Origin of the sequence: Agrobacterium sp. CNPSo 2736 (assembly GCF_004005385.1) — a bacterium.
Lineage (GTDB): Bacteria > Pseudomonadota > Alphaproteobacteria > Rhizobiales > Rhizobiaceae > Agrobacterium > Agrobacterium leguminum.
In genome coordinates this window covers 693,159-711,448 of record NZ_RZTX01000001.1, presented here as the reverse complement: position 1 = coordinate 711,448, position 18,290 = coordinate 693,159, and the positions used below count along the sequence as shown (strand labels likewise).

Genomic DNA, 18,290 nt, shown 5'->3' with positions numbered 1-18,290 from the left:
CAAGCAAAAGCCTCACCGCATGAAACCCCTGCCCGTGCTGGTGATTGTTGCACAGGCAGGACGCTGGAAAGGAAAGCGGCGAACCGCTTTCCCACCCGGAGTGATCACAATCAGTCCGCCGAACCGATAATGTCCGCGAAGCGCTTCTGCCCGTCTTCCGCCGACATCGAGCCCGCGAAGAATTCCGCCATCAGGTCCTCCTTCTGTTTCTGCGTATCGGCGGAAATCAGCTGGTCTGTGCTGGTCAGCGCGTTGCCCTTGGCCAGAATTGCCAGACCCTTTTTCATGCAGTCATTGGCTGCATTCAGATCGACGTCGCCGCGGATCGGCAGCGAGCCTTTCTTCAGGTTAAAGGCCACCTGCGTTTTTGGATCGACGATGGTTGCGGCGAGAACGTCCTGCGCCTTGGTTTTCGCCTCGTCCTTCAAAACAGGGAAATAAAAGGCGTCGCCACCCGTGGTGAGATATTCACTGAGGCCAAGACCGGGAAGGCAGGAATAATCCGTACCGGCTTTCTGGTTGGCCAGCTGGAATTCACCCTGCGCCCAGTCACCCATGATCTGGCCGCCGGCCTTGCCGGTGATGACCATGTTGGTGGCCTGGTTCCAGTCCTGAACATTGGTGCCCTTGGCCATATCGCGCGCCTCGACGGCAGCCGCGAAAATCTTCGCCATATCGGGTCCGGCTGCCGCCTCGGCATCCTTGTCGCCATAGACCTTCTGATAAAGGTCCTTGCCGCCGATCGAAAGCGTCAGCGTGTCGAACAGGCCGTTGGCCTGCCATGCCTGCCCACCGAGCGCGAGCGGCTGGATGCCGGCCTTTTTCAGCGCCGGCGCGGCGGCGACAAATTCCGTCCAATTCTTCGGAACTTCGACGCCCGCCTTCTTGAAGGCTTCATTGGAAAGCCACAGCCATTGCCAGGAATGGATGTTGACCGGCGCGCAGTAAATCTTGCCGTCGATGGTGCAGCTGTCGAGCAGGCTTGCCGGCTTGATGACGTCCTTCCAGTTGCCCTTTGCGGCAACATCGGACAGGTCGCGCATCAGGCCCGCCTGCACCAGCTCTTCCGCCTGACGGCCGTGGTTGAACTGGGTCGCACCCATCGGGTCGCCGCCGGTGATGCGGCTGATCATGATCGGACGGGCCGTGCCGCCCGAACCGGCAATCGCGCCATCCACCCATTTGTTACCGGTGGCGTCGAAAGCCTTGGCCAGTTCGGCGACCGCTGCGGCTTCGCCGCCCGATGTCCACCAATGGGTCACCTCAAGATCGGTGGCCCCGGCGATACCCGCCGGAATCATCACGCTGGCCAAAAAGGCCGCAGAAATAACACGCATTCGCATGAGTCTCCTCCCTCACTGAAACGTTGCAGTTGGAACGTATGCGAAGATTTTTGATTAGGCAACCGCCTAAAATACGAATCTCACAGCGCCCGCAGGAGGCATTTCGAACGATTGGAAAATGCGCCGGATAGGTATGCGGCACAGGGGATTGCGCTGCGTAATCCACACGCAATGCCAGTCGCTTACAAAACTTCGTGGTGAGTAAAACAGGTGAAGAGACCATGAAGCGCTGGCATATTCTTTTGGTCATCGGACTAGCCGGCGTCGCATCGCTTTTATTGGCGACATTTGAGCAGCTTGTACCGGGACAGCAAGTTTCATTCGGAATACGCCTGCTGATCCTCATCCAGCCGGCAATACTGACCATTGCGGCGGTAGCAACCGGTCAGGCTCTGACCGCAAAACTCGGGCTTGGCGCCCCCTTGGTCGATAGCTGGCTGACGGGCGACAACCCGCGCGCGGTGCTGCGAACACAGGTGCCGCCCGCGCTGGCGGTGGGCATTGCCGTCGGCCTGCTGATGATCGCCTATTCATCAGCGATCCTGCCAGCGGTCGCGGATGCGGCCGCCGTGGCAAGAATGACCGCTTTTAATGTCCCGCTGACGACCCGGATTCTCTATGGCGGGATCACGGAAGAGCTATTGACCCGATGGGGCCTGATGTCGTTTTTCGCCTGGGCGCTCTGGCGCGTGACCGGAAGGGGACAGATTCGACCGGTGATTTTGTGGGCCGCCATCCTTATGGCGGCGGCACTCTTCGCCGCCGGTCATCTGCCGTTTCTGTTTGCGATTGTCGCTCGGCCGCAGGCGGCGCTGATCCTTGCAGTCCTGCTCACCAATTTCATTCCCGGCCTGCTGTTCGGATGGCTGTTCTGGCGTCGGGGGCTGGAGGCGGCGATGCTGTCTCATGCCCTTGCCCATTGCGTGAACGCGCTGACCGCCTGAGCCGATAAAGGTGAGCCGGACAACTATCCGCCTCACCTTCTCCAAACCTTCGGCGCGGGCGGCAATTCTATTGCCTTTTATAATCGTCCTCGATGCGGATGACATCATCCTCGCCGATATAGGCCCCGGTCTGGATTTCGACCAGTTCGAGCGGGATCTGCCCCTCATTGGCAAGCCGGTGCGGCTGGCCAATCGGGATATAAACCGACTGGTTCTCCGTCAGCAACTTCGTTTCTTCGCCGATCGTCACCGTCGCCGTGCCCTTGACGACGATCCAGTGTTCCGAGCGGTGATAGTGTTTCTGGAACGAGATGCGGTGGCCGGGGTCGACCGTGATATGGCCCACCCTGTAACGCTCGTCCACATACATGTGTTCGATATAACCCCAGGGGCGATAGACGCGCTTGTGGCTTTGCGTCTGCGGTGCATGTTCGCCGTCCTTCAGCGTCTCCACCAGACCCTTCACATCCTGCACCCGGTTTTTCGGCACCACCAGAACCGCATCCTTGGTGGCCACCACCACCATGTCCTTGGCGCCAACCACCGTCGTCAGCAATTGCGTCGAATGGATGAGGCAGCCTTCGGAATCGATGAAGACGCCGTTGCCTTCCAGCGCATTGTCGTTGCCGCGCTTGTCGGCAATTTCCCAGATCGCATCCCAGCTGCCGATATCCGACCAGCGGAAATGGCCATGCACCACCGCCATGCGTTTGGTCTTCTCGATCACGGCATAGTCGATGGAGTTCTTCGGCGAAGCCTCGAAGCTGGCCTGATGCAGGCGCACGAAGCCGAGGTCGCTTTCATATTGCTCGACCGCCTGCGTCACCGCCGCAAGAATCTCCGGAGCGAAGGCCTTCAGTTCGGCGATCATCACATCGGAGCGGAACAGGAAGTTGCCGGAATTCCAGAGATAACCCTTTTCCAGATAGGAGATCGCCGTCTTCATATCCGGCTTTTCCACGAAGGCATCGACGGTGCTCAAGTCTTTTTCGCCATCGATCGCATCACCCGGCTTGATATAACCGTAGGAGGTGCGCGGTTCGGTCGGCACCAGGCCGAAGACGACGATATTGCCCTGATCGGCGGCTTTTGCGCCAAGTTTCACGGCGTCGGAGAACTTGTCGGCATCGAGCACAACATGGTCGGCGGCAAGCGCCAGCACCAGGCATCCGGGCTCGCGGCGCTCGGCCAGCACGGCGGCGGCGGCCATGGCGGCGGCGCTGTCGCGGCGGGCGGGCTCCAGCACCACGGTTGCCGGCAGATCGATCTCTTCGGCCTGACGGCGGGCGAAGAAACGGAAATCCTCGTTGGTGATCACCAGCGGCTCGGCATAAAGGCTGTTGTCGCCCACCCGCTGCAGCGTCTGCTGATAGGTCGAAAGATTGCCGACCAGCGGCTGGAACTGCTTGGGCAATTGATCGCGCGATACCGGCCAAAGCCGCGAACCAGCACCGCCAGCAAGAAGAACCGGCGTGATCTTTCGAGAGTGTTCCTTCACAATAAAACCTTTCCAACTCTAAAAATTTCCCGGCGCGCCGGACAATATACATATTTCGAAATACCGCCATCATCGGTTCACGGGCGGATAAGCGCAAGCTCATAAATTCGCCTTGTGAAAGCTTGGTGAACGGCGGGGCATTTGCCGGCAGGCCCGTTTTCCTAACGCAAGGGGGAGTGCGAGGTTCCGCACGGAATGGCCGCTCAAAGTGACCGAGAGCAAAGAAACCCCCGGGACAAAGCCCTGCGCTTCATTTTTCAGAGCGATAAGCCGGGTCCGCCAATCCTATCGGCAAAGCCTTTGACACGAACAACGGGAATTAATCGATTAAATCGGCCGCAAATTTCATCACGCTTAAATTTGCTGCACTGAACAACATTCAAGGCTTGGCAGGCGCGCGAAAAATACAATAACAACGGCGGATATTTTTACACTGTTATCGACACGAAAGCACGCTCAGCCCATGTCCGACACGACGAAACCCGCCAGCACAAGAACATCGGTTACGGATCAGGAAGCCCTGGATTTCCACGCGGAAGGCAGACCGGGGAAACTGGAAATCACCCCGACCAAACCGATGGCGACGCAGCGGGACCTGTCGCTTGCCTATTCGCCTGGCGTGGCCGTGCCGGTGAAAGCCATCGCCGAAAATCCGGCGACCGCTTACGACTATACCACGCGCGGCAACATGGTTGCGGTCATCTCCAACGGCACGGCCATCCTCGGTCTCGGCAATCTCGGCGCGCTCGCCTCCAAGCCGGTCATGGAGGGTAAGTCCGTTCTCTTCAAGCGGTTCGCCGATGTCGATTCCATCGATCTCGAGGTCGATACCGAAGACGCCGATGAGTTCATCAACTGCGTGCGTTACCTCGGCCCCTCTTTCGGCGGCATCAATCTGGAAGACATCAAGGCGCCGGAATGTTTCATCATCGAAAGCCGCCTGCGCGAGCTGATGGACATTCCCGTCTTCCATGACGACCAGCACGGCACCGCCATCATCGCCGCCGCCGGCCTCATCAACGCCATCGAACTGACGGGCCGTGACTTCAAGACCACGAAGCTCGTCTGCAACGGCGCGGGCGCTGCGGCAATCGCCTGTATGGACCTCATCAAGGCCATGGGTTTCAACCCTGAAAACATCACGCTCTGCGATACCAAGGGCGTGATCTATCAGGGCCGAACCGAAGGCATGAACCAGTGGAAATCCGCACACGCGGTGAAAACCAACAACCGCACGCTGGCGGAAGCCATGAAGGGCGCGGATGTGGTCTTCGGCCTCTCCCAGAAGGGCGCTTTCAGCGAAGAGATGATCCGCTCCATGGCGCCGAAGCCGATCATCTTCGCCATGGCCAATCCGGACCCGGAAATTACGCCGGAAGAAGTGTCGCGCATCCGCGACGACGCCATCATGGCGACCGGACGTTCGGACTACCCGAACCAGGTCAACAACGTCCTCGGCTTTCCCTATATCTTCCGCGGCGCGCTCGATGTTCGCGCCAGCCAGATCAACGACGCGATGAAGATCGCGGCGGCACAGGCGCTCGCCGATCTTGCCCGCGAGGATGTGCCTGACGATGTGGCCGCCGCCTATCAGGGCAACCGCCCGCGCTTCGGTTCGCAATATATCATTCCGGTCCCTTTCGATCCGCGTCTGATCTCGGCCATTCCGGTGGCCGTGGCGAAAGCCGCCATCGAAACCGGCGTCGCCCGCCGGGAGCTGCCCGACCTCGACGCCTATGCCCGCGAGCTTTCCGCCCGCCGCGACCCGATGGCTTCCACCACGCAGCGCCTTTACGAGCGGGTGCGCCGCTCGCCGAAGCGGGTCGTTTTTGCGGAAGCCGAAGAAGAACAGGTCATGCGTGCGGCGATTTCCTTCACCGCGCAGGGCCTCGGCACCGCCATCCTGCTCGGCCGTGACGATATCATCAAGGCCAATGCGGAACGCGCGGGCATCGATCTCGACCGTGCCAATATCGAGATCACCAACGCCCGCCTTTCCAGCCGCGTCGATGCCTATGTCGATTATCTCTATGCGCGTCTGCAGCGCGGCGGTTTCCTGCTGCGCGACGTGCAGCGTCTGGTCCACAACGACCGCAACCATTTCGCCGCCTGCATGGTGGCTATGGGCGATGCGGACGCCGTGGTCACCGGCGTTACCCGCAACTACTCCACCGCGCTCGAGGATATCCGCCGCTGCATCAACACCAAGCCCGGCCATCGCGTCATCGGCGTTTCGCTGGTGGTCTCGCGCAACCGCACCGTCTTCGTGGCCGATACCGCCGTGCATGACATGCCGAACGCGGAAGACCTGGCCGATATCGCCGAAGAAGCAGCCGGCCTCGCCCGCCGTTTCGGTTACGAGCCGCGCGTTGCCATGCTCGCCTATTCCACCTTCGGCCAACCAACCGGCGAACGCTCCGACAAGGTGCGCGAGGCCGTGAAAATCCTCGACAAGCGCAATGTCAATTTCGAGGTCGACGGCGAAATGTCGGCCGATGTGGCGCTCAACCATCACCGCATGCAGAGCCAGTATCCTTTTGCCCGGCTTTCCGGCCCGGCCAATGTGCTGGTCATGCCCGCCATCCATTCCGCCTCCATCTCCACCAAGATGCTGCAGGAATTGGGTGGCGCGACCGTCATCGGCCCGCTTCTCGTCGGCCTCGACAAGTCGGTGCAGATCACCTCGATGGGGGCGAAGGACAGCGATATCGTCAACATGGCGGCAATCGCGGCCTATAATGCCGGGCGATAAGAACAGGGCGTGCGGCTTTTTTCTTCTCCCCGCCGGGGAGAAGATGCCCCAAAAGGGGCAGATGAGGGGGCAAGCTCTCCGAATATCGCTCGCCTCGCCCCCTCATCCCGCTGCCGCGACCTTCTCCCCACGGGGAGAAGAGACAAGCCGGATGCGCTCGCTCCGCATGTGGCCATCCGGTCCTCAGCGACATCCGGACTACTCTCCCGCTCCTGACAAACCGGCACACAGGAAGGGAGGAAAAGAACAAGATTCTACAATTCAAAATTATTAGGATAATTTTTCTCCACAAAAGATTTATTGGAACCGGATTTTATTCATACTATTTTTCACGCAATGCCAATTCTCGCTCTTGGCGGGTGCCTCATGTAGTTTCCACCTACAATCAAAAGGAAATACCCATGGCCCTCTCTTTCTCCAGATTTGCCGCAAAACTCATTGCCGGAACCGTCGCCATCGCTTCGATGGCCACCGCCGCTCACGCGGATGCAACGCTTGACCGGATCAAGGGTCGCGGCAAGCTCACCGTCGGCGTCATCCTCTCCGGCGCGCCTTTCGGCTTTATCGATCCGAAGACGCAGGAGCAGAAGGGACTCAACATCGACGTCGCCAAGGCGCTGGCCGCCGGCCTCGGTGTCGAGCTGGTCACCGAAACCGTGACCCCGCCGAACCGCGTGCAGTTCCTGCAGCAGGGCAAGGTCGATATTCTGATCGCCAACATGCAATACACGGAAGAGCGCGCCAAAACGCTCGACTACGTTCCGACCCCCTATGACCGCCAGGGTGGCGCCGCCATCGGCCGCAAGGACAGTGGCATCAAGGACTGGTCGGACCTGAAGGGCAAGATCGCCTGCGTTTCGCAAGGCTCCAACTACACCCAGCCGCTGATCGAACAATATGGCGCGCAGGTTAAGGCGCTGCCGAGCCAGCCGGAATCGCTGCTGGCGCTCAAGGGCGGCAATTGCGACGTCTCCGTTCACGTCAACGGCACGCTGAGCCTGATGCTTCAGGACCGCGCCGATGAGTGGAAAGATTACGGCATCCTCATCCCCACCGACCTTATCCCGTCGGATTCCGTGATCTGGCTGCGCAAGGGTGAAAGCGACACGCAGGCCGCTCTCGACAAGATCGTCAAGGAACTGCACGCCTCCGGCAAGATGCTCGAATTCGCCAAGGCCAACCGTCTGCCGAGCATCGGCTATATGGAAGAGCAGCAGAAGAAGCTTTCGGCGCAATAAGGGATCGGGCAACCCGCTCGCTCCGTCACCCCGACGGGATCCGGGGGTCAAGCGTGATCAGGCTCTTGATCGCGAGAGACACTTTCACGGCGCAGACGCGCCGTGGCTGGATGCCGGATCATCCTTGGCTTGTTCCGGGGACCGGCGTGACGCAAGGGCGGCTGCTATCATGGCGATTTCCCCTGACTATCGGGAACGGTCGGTTTCGCCCGCCGTTCTTTTCTGCTTTAAAGCAAGACAGGTCATTCTGGGGCCGCCTGCAGGGCGGCGCACCCGCGACAACAGCATGGATTTCCGATGCAGGATGGATTTACAGCGCGCTTCATAGAACTGGCCGCGCATCTCGGCCTCAACTATGACTTTCTGAACAGCGGTTACGAGGTTCAGATCTGGCTCGATGGCATGAAGATGACGTTGATCCTCGTCGCCGTCACTTTGCCGCTCAGCCTCGTCTTCGGCTTCATTTTCGCGGCCATGCTGACATCGGGCAAGACCTGGCTCGCCGGCCCCGTGCGCGCCTATGTGGAACTGACGCGCAACACGCCGACGCTGGTGCAGCTGATGTGCGGTTTCCTCGTGCTCAACATGCTGATTTCCAATGCGTTGGGCGGCGCGCAGAACAATCCGCTGACACCCTTTTTCTGGGTCGTCGCCATCACCGGCCTGCACATTGCCGCTTTCCATGCGGAAGCGTTGCGCGGCGGCATCGAGGCGGTGCCGGCCACCACCATCGAGGCGGCGCGTGCGATCGGTTTCAGCTCCTTCGAGATTTTACGCTATGTGGAGTTTCCGCTGGCGATCCGCACGGCGCTGCCCTCCATCATCAACAACCTCGTCAATCTGGTGAAGCTCACCACGGTCGGCTCGGCAATTGCGGTGGGTGAAATCACCTATGCCTCGATCCTGATCTGGACGCAGCGCGACAATGTGGTCGAACTGATGATCGTCATCCTGATCTTCTTCAGCGTCATCAATTTTATCGTCGCAAGGGCCGGTCTGTGGCTTGAACGGCGTCTTGCGGTTCCGGGGTTCGGTCAATGAGTGCGGTGGTTTCTCCAACACAGGCGGTAAAGAAGCCGCCTTTCGGCACCATTCTGCTGCTCGGCGTGCTGATTGCCGTCGTGCTGTGGCTGATCCTCGATCCGTCGCTCGGTCAGGTGCTGCTGCAATGGCTGCCCTATCTGGCCAAGGGTTTTGCCATGAACGTGCTGATCAGCATCCTTGCGATAGCCATCGGCACCTTCATAGGTGTCCTGCTCGGCATCATGGAGCTTGCGCCCTACCGCCTCGTGCGTGCGCCCGCGCTCACCTATGTGCAGATATTCCGCAACGCCCCGCATCTGGTGCTGATCTTTGCCGCGACCTACATCTTCCCCTTCGAGATCGTCGCTTTCGGCAACTACATTCCCTTCCCGGACTGGATCAAGGCCGTCGTCGGGCTTGCCATTCCGGCCAGCGCTCATATCGCCGAAATCACCCGCGGCGCCATCCAGTCCATTCCGACGGCACAATGGGAAGCGGCACAGGGGCTGGGCTTTTCGCGCAATCAGACACTGCGCTGGATCATCCTGCCGCAATGCGTGAAGCGCTCGCTGCCGCCATGGATGAACCTCTATGCGTCGATCACCATGGGTACGGCGCTCGCCTCGCTGGTCGGCGTGCATGAACTTCTGCACGCCGCGACGGACGCCAGCACCGCCGTGCAGCGCAACGATTTCACCGTCGTGGTCTACCTCACCGTTCTGATGGCGTTCTTCCTGTTCTGCTATCCCGTCTCCCGTTTCACGCAGCGCCTTGAGCGGCGCTTCGCTTCCCGCTGATTGGAACAAGCCATGTCCGCACCCGCACCACAAACCGCCGCAAAAGCTCTGGTTGAACTGGAAGGCATACACCTGTCCTTCGGTGACAATCAGGTCCTGAAGGGCATCGACCTTACGGTCAACAAGGGCGACGCCGTCTCCATCATCGGCCCTTCCGGCTCCGGCAAGTCCACCATCCTGCGCTGCATCAACGGCCTGCTCATTCCGCAATCGGGCAAGATCACCGTCGGCGGCACCCGTGTCGACCAGCTGAAGACCGAGGCCGAGCGCATCGCGCTGCGCAAGCGCATCGGCATCGTGTTCCAGCAGTTCAATCTCTTTCCGCATCTGACGGTGATGGAGAACATCACCATCGCGCCGATCAAAATCCTCGGCACGCCGAAGGCGGAAGCCGAACGTCACGCACGCGAATTGCTGGAAAAAGTGCGTCTTTCCCAAAAGGTCGACGCCTATCCCGGCCAGCTTTCCGGCGGCCAACAGCAGCGCGTGGCGATTGCCCGCGCGCTCGCCATGCGGCCCGAACTGGTGTTGTTCGATGAGGTCACATCCGCGCTCGACCCGGAAACCGTGGGCGAAGTGCTCGCCGTCATCCGCGATCTCGTCAATGACGGCATGACGAGCATTCTCGTCACCCACGAAATGCGTTTTGCCGAAGAAATCAGCGACAATATCGTCTTCACCGAAAACGGCCTGATCGTCGATCAGGGCACGCCGGAGCATATCTTCTACAAGTCGACCAATCCGCGCATCAACGCCTTCGTCAAGGGTCTCGGCGGACAGGGCGCGCGGGTCAATGACGGCGAAGGGATATGATGCCATGACCGCCGATGAAAAGCTCACCCTTCATCTTGCCGAAGCGATTGCCGCCTCCGATCCCCTGCGTGACGAGGAGGCGGTGGCCATCGCCCGCACGGCGCTGATCGATTTTTTCGCCTGCGTGCTGGGCGGCGCCGCCGACAGAAGTACGAAAATCCTGATCGACAGCTTCACACCCGGCACATCAGGCACGGCGGGCATTATCGGCCATGATCTGCGCACGGATGCCTTCACCGCCGCCCTCATCAACGGTCACGCCGGGCATGTGCTTGATTATGACGATGTCCACGGCAGCGTGCGCGGCCACCCGACCGTCGCCATCGTTCCCGCTTTGCTGGCTATCGCGGTCGAAGAGGGCTCCACGGCGGATGCCTTTATCGCCGCCTATATTGTCGGGCTTGAGACCATGGCGCGTCTCGGCCTCTCGCTCGGCACCAGGCATTACGAAAACGGCTTCCACGCCACCGCCACTCTCGGCCCCATCGGTGCCGCGGCGGCGATTGCCCATCTCCTGAAATTCGATCCGCAGACTACGGCCGTTGCGCTCGGCCTCGCCGCCACGCAATCGGCAGGGCTTCGCCTGCAATTCGGCTATGACGCCAAGCCGCTGCATGCCGGGCTCGCCACGCGCGCCGGCCTTACCGCCGCGCGGCTGGCGCGATCGGGCTTTCAGGGCGCGCCGGATTTTCTGGAAAACCCCATCGGTTTTTATTCCGCCTACGCCTTCGGCGCCGAGCAGCCGAAACGCGTTCTCTCCGGCTGGGGCGCACCCTGGCAGATCGTCTCCCCCGGCCTCACCCTCAAGGCCTTTCCCTGCTGCACCGCCAGCCATCCCGTTGCCGTCGGCGCGCTGGCGCTGCGCAACAGCAGTGGTCTGACACCGGATGAGGTCGAGGCGGTCACCATCACCTTCCCGCCCGGCGGCGATGCCGCCCTCGTTGGACCGGCCACGCCCACGACCGGCATAGATGCGCGCTTCAGCGCCGAATACGTCTTTGCCGCAGCGCTTGCGGATGGGGCGCTCGGCATCGGCCATTTCGATGAGCGCCAGACACGCGTCGACCTGCTTGCCCTTTCCGCCAAAATCTCGCGCCGGCATGACGAGACCGCCCGCCGCCTCTCGCCCGATCCGACCACCCGGTTCGTGGTCATCGATGTGACGAAGAAGGACGGTACGATGCTGTCGCGCCGTGTCGACGGCCTTCCTGGCATCGATGACCCGACCGAAAAATTCGCCGACGCGACCGGCAGTAATGAGAAGTTCGCCGGCGTTCCGGCACTGGTGCGGTCCATGAAAACCGCAGCCGACCTCAGGAAGCTCGAAACGCTTCTGGTATCGCAAATATAACTCGACCGACATGAAGGCATGATCACCATGACCACCACGACACGCAAAAGACAGATGCATCTTGGCCTTTTCCTGCAGGGCGCCGGGCACCACGTTTCCGGCTGGCGTCACCCCGATGCGGAGGCCGGCAGCGAAAATTTCGATCTGCTCACCCGTGTTACGAAAATGGCCGAAGCGGCGAAATTCGACATGGTATTCCTCGCCGATGGCCTGACCAGCGGCGTCGACGCCCACCCCTCGATGATCGCCCGTTTCGAGCCGCTGACCCTGCTGGCAGCCCTTGCCATGGTCACCGACAAGATCGGGCTGGCCGCCACCGCCTCCACCACCTATGGCGAGCCCTACCACACCGCCCGCGCCTTCGCTTCCATCGATCATCTGAGCCACGGCCGCGCGGCGTGGAACATCGTCACCACATCCTATGCCCGCACGGCGGCGAATTTTTCCAAGGACCATCCCGAGCATGACGAACGTTATGCGGTGGCGGAAGAATATGTGAATGTCGTTCGCGGCCTCTGGGACAGCTGGGATGACGATGCCTTCGTCAAGGACAAGCAGGCAGGCCGCTATGTCGACCCCGCAAAGGTCCATATCCTCAACCACGAGGGCAAATATTTCACGGTCAAGGGCCCGCTCAATATTCCGCGCTCGCCGCAGGGCCACCCGGTTCTCATCCAGGCCGGCTCTTCCGGGCCGGGGCAGGATCTCGCTGCCCGCACCGCCGATATCGTCTTCACCGCCCAGCAGGCGATTTCCGAAGCGCAGGCCTTCTATACCAGCCTCAAGGCACGCGTGGAAAAATTCGGCCGCGATCCGGCCAGTGTCGCCGTGATGCCCGGTTTCATGCCGATCATCGGCAGGAGTTTCGAAGAGGCCGGCGAAAAACTGAAGGAACTGAACCGCTGGACCGATATCAAGAGCGCCATGCCGCTGCTTGAAGAACGCATCGGCCACAGCCTCACTGATTACGATCTCGACGGCCCGCTGCCGGACCTGCCGATTTCCGACCAGCTGCGCAGCCGCGCCGAACTTCTGACCGAACTGGCGCGCCGCGAAAAGCTGACGATCCGGGAGCTGGCGCTGCGCGTCGCCGCCGGGCGCGGCCACCATATCGTCATGGGCACGGCCAAGGATGTGGCGGACCGGATGCAGGAATGGTTCGAAAACGGCGCGGCCGACGGTTTCAACGTCATGCCGCCCTTCTTCCCCGGCGGGCTGGAGGAATTCAATCGCGAAGTCGTTCCGCTCCTGCAGGAGCGCGGCCTGTTCCGCAAGGACTACGAAGGCGCGACGCTGCGCGACCATCTCGGTATCGCAAGGCCGGCGCTGCGGTGACAAAGCCATGCGGATGTCCGTTCAAAGGCATCCGCATCCACAGAATCTCATTCTCAAGCTGAAGCGGGCCTGAGCCCGCTCCTTTACGCGGCCGCCCGCGCCGAAGTCTGGTCGCGCCGGGCCGTATTCGGAGTATCCGGGCGGGTGGACGATCCGTCTTCCCGCTGCACCGTACGGCGGTTCAGCTTGAACAGGCTGACAAGTTGCGCCAGCGCATCCGCACCCTGCGCCAGCGTCGTGCTGATCACCGTGGTGCGGGCGCTCATCGCCGCATTCTCCTGCGTCATCCGGTCGAGCCGGTTGACCGCCTTGTTGATCTCGCTGATGCCGACGGCCTGCTCGTCCGCCGCCTTGGCGATCATGTCGACATTGCCGTCAATGTGCCTGACCAGCGCGTCGATCTGCTTCAGCGCTTCGCCGGTTTCGCCCACCAGCCTGACGCCTTCCAGGACCTCGGTGCCGGAATTGTTGATCAGCGCCTTGATTTCCTTCGCGGCATTGGCGGAACGCTGCGCCAGCTCGCGCACTTCCTGCGCCACGACGGCAAAACCCTTGCCCGCTTCGCCCGCACGCGCGGCTTCCACGCCGGCATTCAGCGCCAGCAGGTTCGTCTGGAAGGCGATTTCGTCGATCACGCCGATGATCTGGCTGATTTCCCGCGAGGCGGTCTCGATACGCTGCATGGCATCGACTGTCCGCTCCACGACCTCGGTGGAAGCCACGGTGGATGTCCGCGCGCTCTGAACGAGCTTGCGCGTCTCTTTCATGTTGTCGGTCGACGAACGGACCGTCGCGGTGATTTCTTCGAGTGCTGCCGAAGTTTCCTCAAGCGCCACCGCCTGCTCACGCGAACGTTCGGCGAGATTGACGGAGGCTTCGCTGACTTCCTGGCTGCTGCGGGTCAGGTCTCCGGTCTGGCCGAGAACGTTTTCCAGCGTCTTCTGGAATTCAGCGATGGATTTATTGAAATCGCAACGCAGCCGCTCGAACTCGCCGACGAAGGGTTTGTCCAGCGTAATACGGATGTTGCATTGAGAAAGCCGCTCGAGCGCAGCACCAAGTTCCTCGACCGCATGCATCCGGTCCGTCACATCGAAAGCGAATTTCACCACCTTGAAGACGCGGCCCCGATCATCGATGATCGGATTATAGGAGGCCTGAATGAAGACGCGTTTGCCATCCTTGCCAAGGCGCATGAACTGCCCCGTCGAGAAGTGGCCTTTTCCGAGTTCCTTCCAGAAATCCCGATAGTCCTCAGACTGGGCATAGGCCGGTTCGCAGAACATCGAATGATGTTTGCCGATGATGTCTTCCGCCGTGTAACCGAGCGTCGCGAGGAAATTTTCGTTGGCGCTGAGGATTTTCCCGTCGGGCGTAAATTCGATCATGGCCTGTGCGCGGGAGAGCGCCGCCAGTTTCCCGTCATCCTCGGCGCTCTTGCGCTTGATCGAGGTGATGTCGGTTGCAATCTTGACCACCTTGTAGGGTTTACCGAAACGGAACACCGGATTGTAGGAAGCTTCGATCCAGATTTCGTCGCCATTCTTGGCCCGACGTCGATACTGGCCCTGATCGTATTCGCCACGCGACAGCTTCGCCCAGAAGCTCTTGTATTCGGGCGAGGCCGCATCTTCGGGAGACAGGAACATGCTGTGGGTACGCCCAACGATTTCGGATTGCTGATAGCCGACGGCCTTGCAGAAATTATCGTTCGCTTTCAAAATCTTGCCGGTCAGATCGAACTCGATGATGGCCTGTGAGCGGCTCAGCGCATCAAGCACGGCGGAAGCGTCCAGACCGAATTTGGAAAAGTGAGACATCATTTTGAACCCCCAAACAGTAATCCATATGCAGACCTGCCCACCCTCGAAATATAGAGATGAAAAACGGTCGGCCCGCCTGCACGCGAAACTAGCCGGACACCGTTAAATAGCGATTAATAATGAACTATAACTATTGATCCGGAGCCTCAATCGACTGCCGGTATGCTTCATCGCGAATATATTCGCCTTGTCTATTTCGGACCGCTTATTTGCCACAGTGCTGATATTTCTGCGCCGGCAAGACGATACGGCCTTTCATCGGGGCGGCATTCATTGTTATGCGGGGTTGAAAGATTTGTGTTGCAGGAGCGCCGATGACCAAAACCCTGAAATGCGATGTGCTGGTGATCGGCACCGGCATTATCGGTTCCATGGCGGCGCTTTATCTGCAGAATGCCGGACGCGAGGTGGTGTTGCTGGAGCGCGGCGAGGTTGCCCGGGGCGCGAGTTCCGGCAATGCCGGCATTCTGGCCTTCCCTGAAATCATCCCCATTCCGGCTCCCGGCATCATGAAAAAAGCGCCGCGCTGGCTGTTCGATCCGCTCGGCCCGCTCAGTGTGCCGCCCGCCTATGCGGCGAAGATCGCACCCTGGCTGTGGCGTTTCTGGCGCGCGAGCGCCGAGCGCAACTTTCGCCATGGGCTGAAGTCACTCACCGACATCAACCGGCTGGCTGCCATGGAAATGGCCCATGTTGCGGCGATGCCGGAACTTTCGCATCTCGTTTCGAAAATCGGCACGCTCGATCTTTATGACAGCGAGGCAAGTCTCAATGCTGCCCGCAGGGACTGGGACGAAAAGGAAAGCGCCGGTTTCAACTTTCAGCGCGTCGGCCGCCCCGAAATCGAGGAACTGCAGCCGGGTCTTGCGCCCCAGTTCCGCCATGCCATGTTTTCGCCGGATGGCCTGCAGGTCTCCGACCCTTACGATTTCACCCGCGCCATTTTCGATCTGGTAATCGCCCGCGGCGCCAGCCTGCGCAAAGGCGAGGCCGAACGCATCGATGCCGTCGGCGAAAGCACGATCGTGACGCTGGAAAATGGCGACAAGATCGATGCCGACAAAGTGGTGATCGCCTGCGGCGCCTGGTCGAGAAAACTTGCAGCGACGCTTGGCAACATCGTGCCGCTGGAAACCGAACGTGGTTACAACACCACGGTTTCCCCCGAGGCTTTCAACCTGACGCGCCAGCTTTATTTCAACGACCATGGCTTCGTCGTCACTCCGCTATCGACGGGCATCCGCATTGGCGGCGCGGTCGAACTCGGCGGGCTGGAATTGAAGCCGAATTTCAGCCGTGCGGAAGCCATGCTGAAGAAAGCAGGACGTTTCCTGCCCGGGCTCAAACTGGAAGGCGGGAAACAATGGATGGGGTTCCGCCCGTCCATGCCGGACTGTCTTCCCGTCATCGGCACGGCACGCGCCACGCCGTCCGTCATCTATGCCTTCGGCCATGGCCATCTGGGGCTGACACAATCGGCAGCAACCGCCCGTCTGGTGACGCAACTGGCCAGCGGTGAGGAGACGGAAATCTCGGTCGATCCTTTCCGGCCGGGACGTTTTTCCTGAGTTCGGGAAGACGGCGCTATTTCACCGGCTGCATGGAACCGTCCGGAAACACCACCTCGGCGAAAGACGGATAGACCTTGCGCAGGATCGTGACCTGCTGCTGGTCGCTCACCCGCAGCAAATACCAGTCCGCACCGTCCATCAGCGCCAGCGTGTGGGATTTCGCCTCGATCGTCTGGCCGCCGGTTTCCATCACCGTCCTGGTCGGAATGAGCGCATAGGGCGTTCCATCAGCGGTTTGCGCAAGGCTGATCGCCTGCGTATCCATGGTGAACTCGGTTATCTTGACGGCCGCGAGCGCCATCTGCATCTGCGCGGTCAAAGCGCCGCGCAATTGCTCCACGGTAATACCCGCTTCGCCTGCGATGAATTCAAAGATTTTCGGCGGCACCGTCCTGCCGACGACATCGAAATCCTGTGTGCTCAAAGCCGTCTGAAATCGCTCTATCTGCGTGCGAAGGCTATTCTGCTCGGCAGATGAGAGATCGCGTGACAAAGCGGGATGCGCAATCGCCACCAGCAGAAACAGACAATATAACAGACGCTTCATGGCTTGGCCTTTCCGGTTATCCGGCATCGCCCGGTCCCCGCAACGGGAACCGCTCATGAACGGGATTGTTCAGCGCAGCAAAAAGAAACCCGCAGCCGACAGCACGACGAAGACGACCAGACCACCAAGGAAGCCGGCGGTGGTGAAGAAACCCGCGACCATGGCCAGCATCAGCACGCACAGCATCATGGTGCCGTACTTCGTCAAGGCCAGAAAACCGTTATAGGTCTTTTCGTGCTCGGCATAGTTCATCTCGGCGCCGACTTCGACAGGACCCGTGTGGTGTTCGCTCATTCCGCTTCCCCTTGTGCTCCATCCGTCATGCCCGTCGTGCGGGAAAATCTGCCCGCGAACGATCGCGGGCCCATGCCGGATTCTCCGTAGCCAGAGGTAACATGAAGTCGCCGAAAAGCGCAATGCGTTCTCCGCGAAAGTACGGCAACGGCATGCATCGCGGCCGCTCAACCGGGCAAAACATGTCATAGGGCAACATTCTTTCGCAAACGGTTGAAAAGGGCGGTCCGCCAAGCTGTTTCATGGTGGTTTTGGTTGCTTTTCGAACCGCCTGACCATACACGGGATTCTGTGGGGAGGAACTCTGGAACCTGTGACAGCGGAAGCACGTGGAGGCGTGGCCGCAGCAGGGGCGCCGGGCTTTGCTCTCCGCCATAAACCCGCAAAGGGCCCGAAAAGGGAAGAGGGGAAAGTTATGAAATCGCTTTTAAAACTAAGTGCGCTGATAGACCTTGCAAGCGAGGCTCTGGGCAAGGTTGCCGGTTATCTCGTGCTCATCTGCTGCCTCGTCAGCGCCGGCAATGCCATGGTCCGTTACGCACTGAACTACAGTTCAAACGGCTGGCTGGAAATCCAGTGGTACATGTTCGCTTTCATCGTGCTGATCGGCGCATCCTACACGCTGCGCATGAATGAACATGTGCGCGTCGACATCATCTACGGCTCGATCTCAGCACGCAGCCGCATCTGGGTGGACATTATCGGCATCGTGCTGTTCCTGCTGCCCGGCTGCTTTTACCTCGCCTGGCTTTCCTGGCCCATGTTCACGCTATCCTGGCATCAGAGCGAAATGTCCTCCAATGCAGGCGGCCTCATCCGCTGGCCGGTGAAATTCATCATCTTTTCCGGTTTCGCCCTTCTGGTTCTTCAGGGTTTTTCCGAACTCATCAAGCGCATAGGCGCCCTTAACGGGCTTTATGCGCTCGATACGAAGTACGAAAAACCGCTGCAATGATCGCAC

15 protein-coding genes are annotated in these 18,290 nt (G+C 60.3%); 10 read left to right on the top strand and 5 right to left on the bottom strand.

The features are described from left to right. Positions 1-110: 110 nt before the first annotated feature. A complete protein-coding gene (locus EM858_RS03245) occupies positions 111-1,343 on the bottom strand; it encodes an ABC transporter substrate-binding protein (protein ID WP_080819160.1) in 1,233 nt (410 codons plus the stop codon). A 221-nt stretch (positions 1,344-1,564) separates the two neighbouring features. On the opposite strand from EM858_RS03245, the gene EM858_RS03240 reads away from it, so the two are divergent. After that, positions 1,565-2,287, top strand: a complete 723-nt coding sequence (locus tag EM858_RS03240) for a CPBP family intramembrane glutamic endopeptidase (protein WP_127755796.1) — start codon at positions 1,565-1,567, stop codon at positions 2,285-2,287. A gap of 67 nt (positions 2,288-2,354) precedes the next feature. On the opposite strand, the gene EM858_RS03235 is transcribed toward EM858_RS03240, so the two are convergent. Further along, positions 2,355-3,785, bottom strand: coding sequence for a mannose-1-phosphate guanylyltransferase/mannose-6-phosphate isomerase (locus tag EM858_RS03235; RefSeq protein WP_127755795.1), 1,431 nt, complete (start codon positions 3,783-3,785; stop codon positions 2,355-2,357). Between the two features lie 463 nt (positions 3,786-4,248). On the opposite strand from EM858_RS03235, the gene EM858_RS03230 reads away from it, so the two are divergent. The 7 genes from EM858_RS03230 to EM858_RS03200 all read left to right on the top strand — a co-directional run bounded on the left by EM858_RS03230 (position 4,249) and on the right by EM858_RS03200 (position 13,094). Next, a complete protein-coding gene (locus EM858_RS03230) occupies positions 4,249-6,537 on the top strand; it encodes an NADP-dependent malic enzyme (protein ID WP_080819163.1) in 2,289 nt (762 codons plus the stop codon). Between the two features lie 401 nt (positions 6,538-6,938). Continuing rightward, entirely contained in the window at positions 6,939-7,775 is an 837-nt protein-coding gene (locus EM858_RS03225) for a transporter substrate-binding domain-containing protein (RefSeq protein ID WP_127755794.1), read from the top strand. Positions 7,776-8,072: 297 nt separating this feature from the next. Further along, positions 8,073-8,816 (top strand): amino acid ABC transporter permease, encoded by a 744-nt coding sequence (locus EM858_RS03220; protein WP_127755793.1) that lies wholly within the window; start codon positions 8,073-8,075, stop codon positions 8,814-8,816. Further along, entirely contained in the window at positions 8,813-9,595 is a 783-nt protein-coding gene (locus EM858_RS03215; protein WP_080819164.1) for an amino acid ABC transporter permease, read from the top strand. The genes EM858_RS03220 and EM858_RS03215 overlap by 4 nt, the downstream gene beginning before the upstream one ends. Before the next feature lie 12 nt (positions 9,596-9,607). After that, complete coding sequence (locus EM858_RS03210) at positions 9,608-10,408, top strand: amino acid ABC transporter ATP-binding protein (RefSeq protein WP_127755792.1); 801 nt, start codon at positions 9,608-9,610, stop codon at positions 10,406-10,408. 4 nt (positions 10,409-10,412) lie between these two features. Then, complete coding sequence (locus EM858_RS03205) at positions 10,413-11,759, top strand: MmgE/PrpD family protein (RefSeq protein WP_127755791.1); 1,347 nt, start codon at positions 10,413-10,415, stop codon at positions 11,757-11,759. An 18-nt stretch (positions 11,760-11,777) separates the two neighbouring features. Then, positions 11,778-13,094: an LLM class flavin-dependent oxidoreductase gene (locus EM858_RS03200; RefSeq protein WP_164865285.1), complete on the top strand. Its 1,317-nt coding sequence runs from the start codon at positions 11,778-11,780 to the stop codon at positions 13,092-13,094. An 83-nt stretch (positions 13,095-13,177) separates the two neighbouring features. On the opposite strand, the gene EM858_RS03195 is transcribed toward EM858_RS03200, so the two are convergent. After that, positions 13,178-14,914: a PAS domain-containing methyl-accepting chemotaxis protein gene (locus tag EM858_RS03195; RefSeq protein ID WP_127755908.1), complete on the bottom strand. Its 1,737-nt coding sequence runs from the start codon at positions 14,912-14,914 to the stop codon at positions 13,178-13,180. Positions 14,915-15,231: 317 nt separating this feature from the next. Between EM858_RS03195 and EM858_RS03190 the strand changes: the two genes are divergently transcribed. Further along, positions 15,232-16,485, top strand: coding sequence for an FAD-binding oxidoreductase (locus EM858_RS03190; protein ID WP_127755789.1), 1,254 nt, complete (start codon positions 15,232-15,234; stop codon positions 16,483-16,485). Positions 16,486-16,501: 16 nt separating this feature from the next. On the opposite strand, the gene EM858_RS03185 is transcribed toward EM858_RS03190, so the two are convergent. Beyond that, on the bottom strand, positions 16,502-17,035 hold the full coding sequence (locus tag EM858_RS03185) for a hypothetical protein (RefSeq protein ID WP_205649537.1): 534 nt from the start codon (positions 17,033-17,035) through the stop codon (positions 16,502-16,504). A 69-nt stretch (positions 17,036-17,104) separates the two neighbouring features. After that, positions 17,105-17,329 (bottom strand): aa3-type cytochrome c oxidase subunit IV, encoded by a 225-nt coding sequence (locus EM858_RS03180; protein ID WP_003524572.1) that lies wholly within the window; start codon positions 17,327-17,329, stop codon positions 17,105-17,107. A 415-nt stretch (positions 17,330-17,744) separates the two neighbouring features. Here EM858_RS03180 and EM858_RS03170 point away from each other — a divergent pair, with 415 nt between their 5' ends. Beyond that, positions 17,745-18,284, top strand: a complete 540-nt coding sequence (locus EM858_RS03170; protein WP_127755787.1) for a TRAP transporter small permease subunit — start codon at positions 17,745-17,747, stop codon at positions 18,282-18,284. Positions 18,285-18,290 lie beyond the last annotated feature (6 nt).

Bases quoted from the DNA above. Each gene is read 5' to 3' on its own strand.
- EM858_RS03245 (WP_080819160.1), bottom strand. From the start codon at position 1,343: ATGCGAATGCGTGTTATTTCTGCGGCCTTTTTGGCCAGCGTGATGATT.
- EM858_RS03240 (WP_127755796.1), top strand. From the start codon at position 1,565: ATGAAGCGCTGGCATATTCTTTTGGTCATCGGACTAGCCGGCGTCGCA.
- EM858_RS03230 (WP_080819163.1), top strand. From the start codon at position 4,249: ATGTCCGACACGACGAAACCCGCCAGCACAAGAACATCGGTTACGGAT.
- EM858_RS03225 (WP_127755794.1), top strand. From the start codon at position 6,939: ATGGCCCTCTCTTTCTCCAGATTTGCCGCAAAACTCATTGCCGGAACC.
- EM858_RS03220 (WP_127755793.1), top strand. From the start codon at position 8,073: ATGCAGGATGGATTTACAGCGCGCTTCATAGAACTGGCCGCGCATCTC.
- EM858_RS03215 (WP_080819164.1), top strand. From the start codon at position 8,813: ATGAGTGCGGTGGTTTCTCCAACACAGGCGGTAAAGAAGCCGCCTTTC.
- EM858_RS03210 (WP_127755792.1), top strand. From the start codon at position 9,608: ATGTCCGCACCCGCACCACAAACCGCCGCAAAAGCTCTGGTTGAACTG.
- EM858_RS03205 (WP_127755791.1), top strand. From the start codon at position 10,413: ATGACCGCCGATGAAAAGCTCACCCTTCATCTTGCCGAAGCGATTGCC.
- EM858_RS03200 (WP_164865285.1), top strand. From the start codon at position 11,778: ATGATCACCATGACCACCACGACACGCAAAAGACAGATGCATCTTGGC.
- EM858_RS03195 (WP_127755908.1), bottom strand. From the start codon at position 14,914: ATGTCTCACTTTTCCAAATTCGGTCTGGACGCTTCCGCCGTGCTTGAT.
- EM858_RS03190 (WP_127755789.1), top strand. From the start codon at position 15,232: ATGACCAAAACCCTGAAATGCGATGTGCTGGTGATCGGCACCGGCATT.
- EM858_RS03185 (WP_205649537.1), bottom strand. From the start codon at position 17,035: ATGAAGCGTCTGTTATATTGTCTGTTTCTGCTGGTGGCGATTGCGCAT.
- EM858_RS03180 (WP_003524572.1), bottom strand. From the start codon at position 17,329: ATGAGCGAACACCACACGGGTCCTGTCGAAGTCGGCGCCGAGATGAAC.
- EM858_RS03170 (WP_127755787.1), top strand. From the start codon at position 17,745: ATGAAATCGCTTTTAAAACTAAGTGCGCTGATAGACCTTGCAAGCGAG.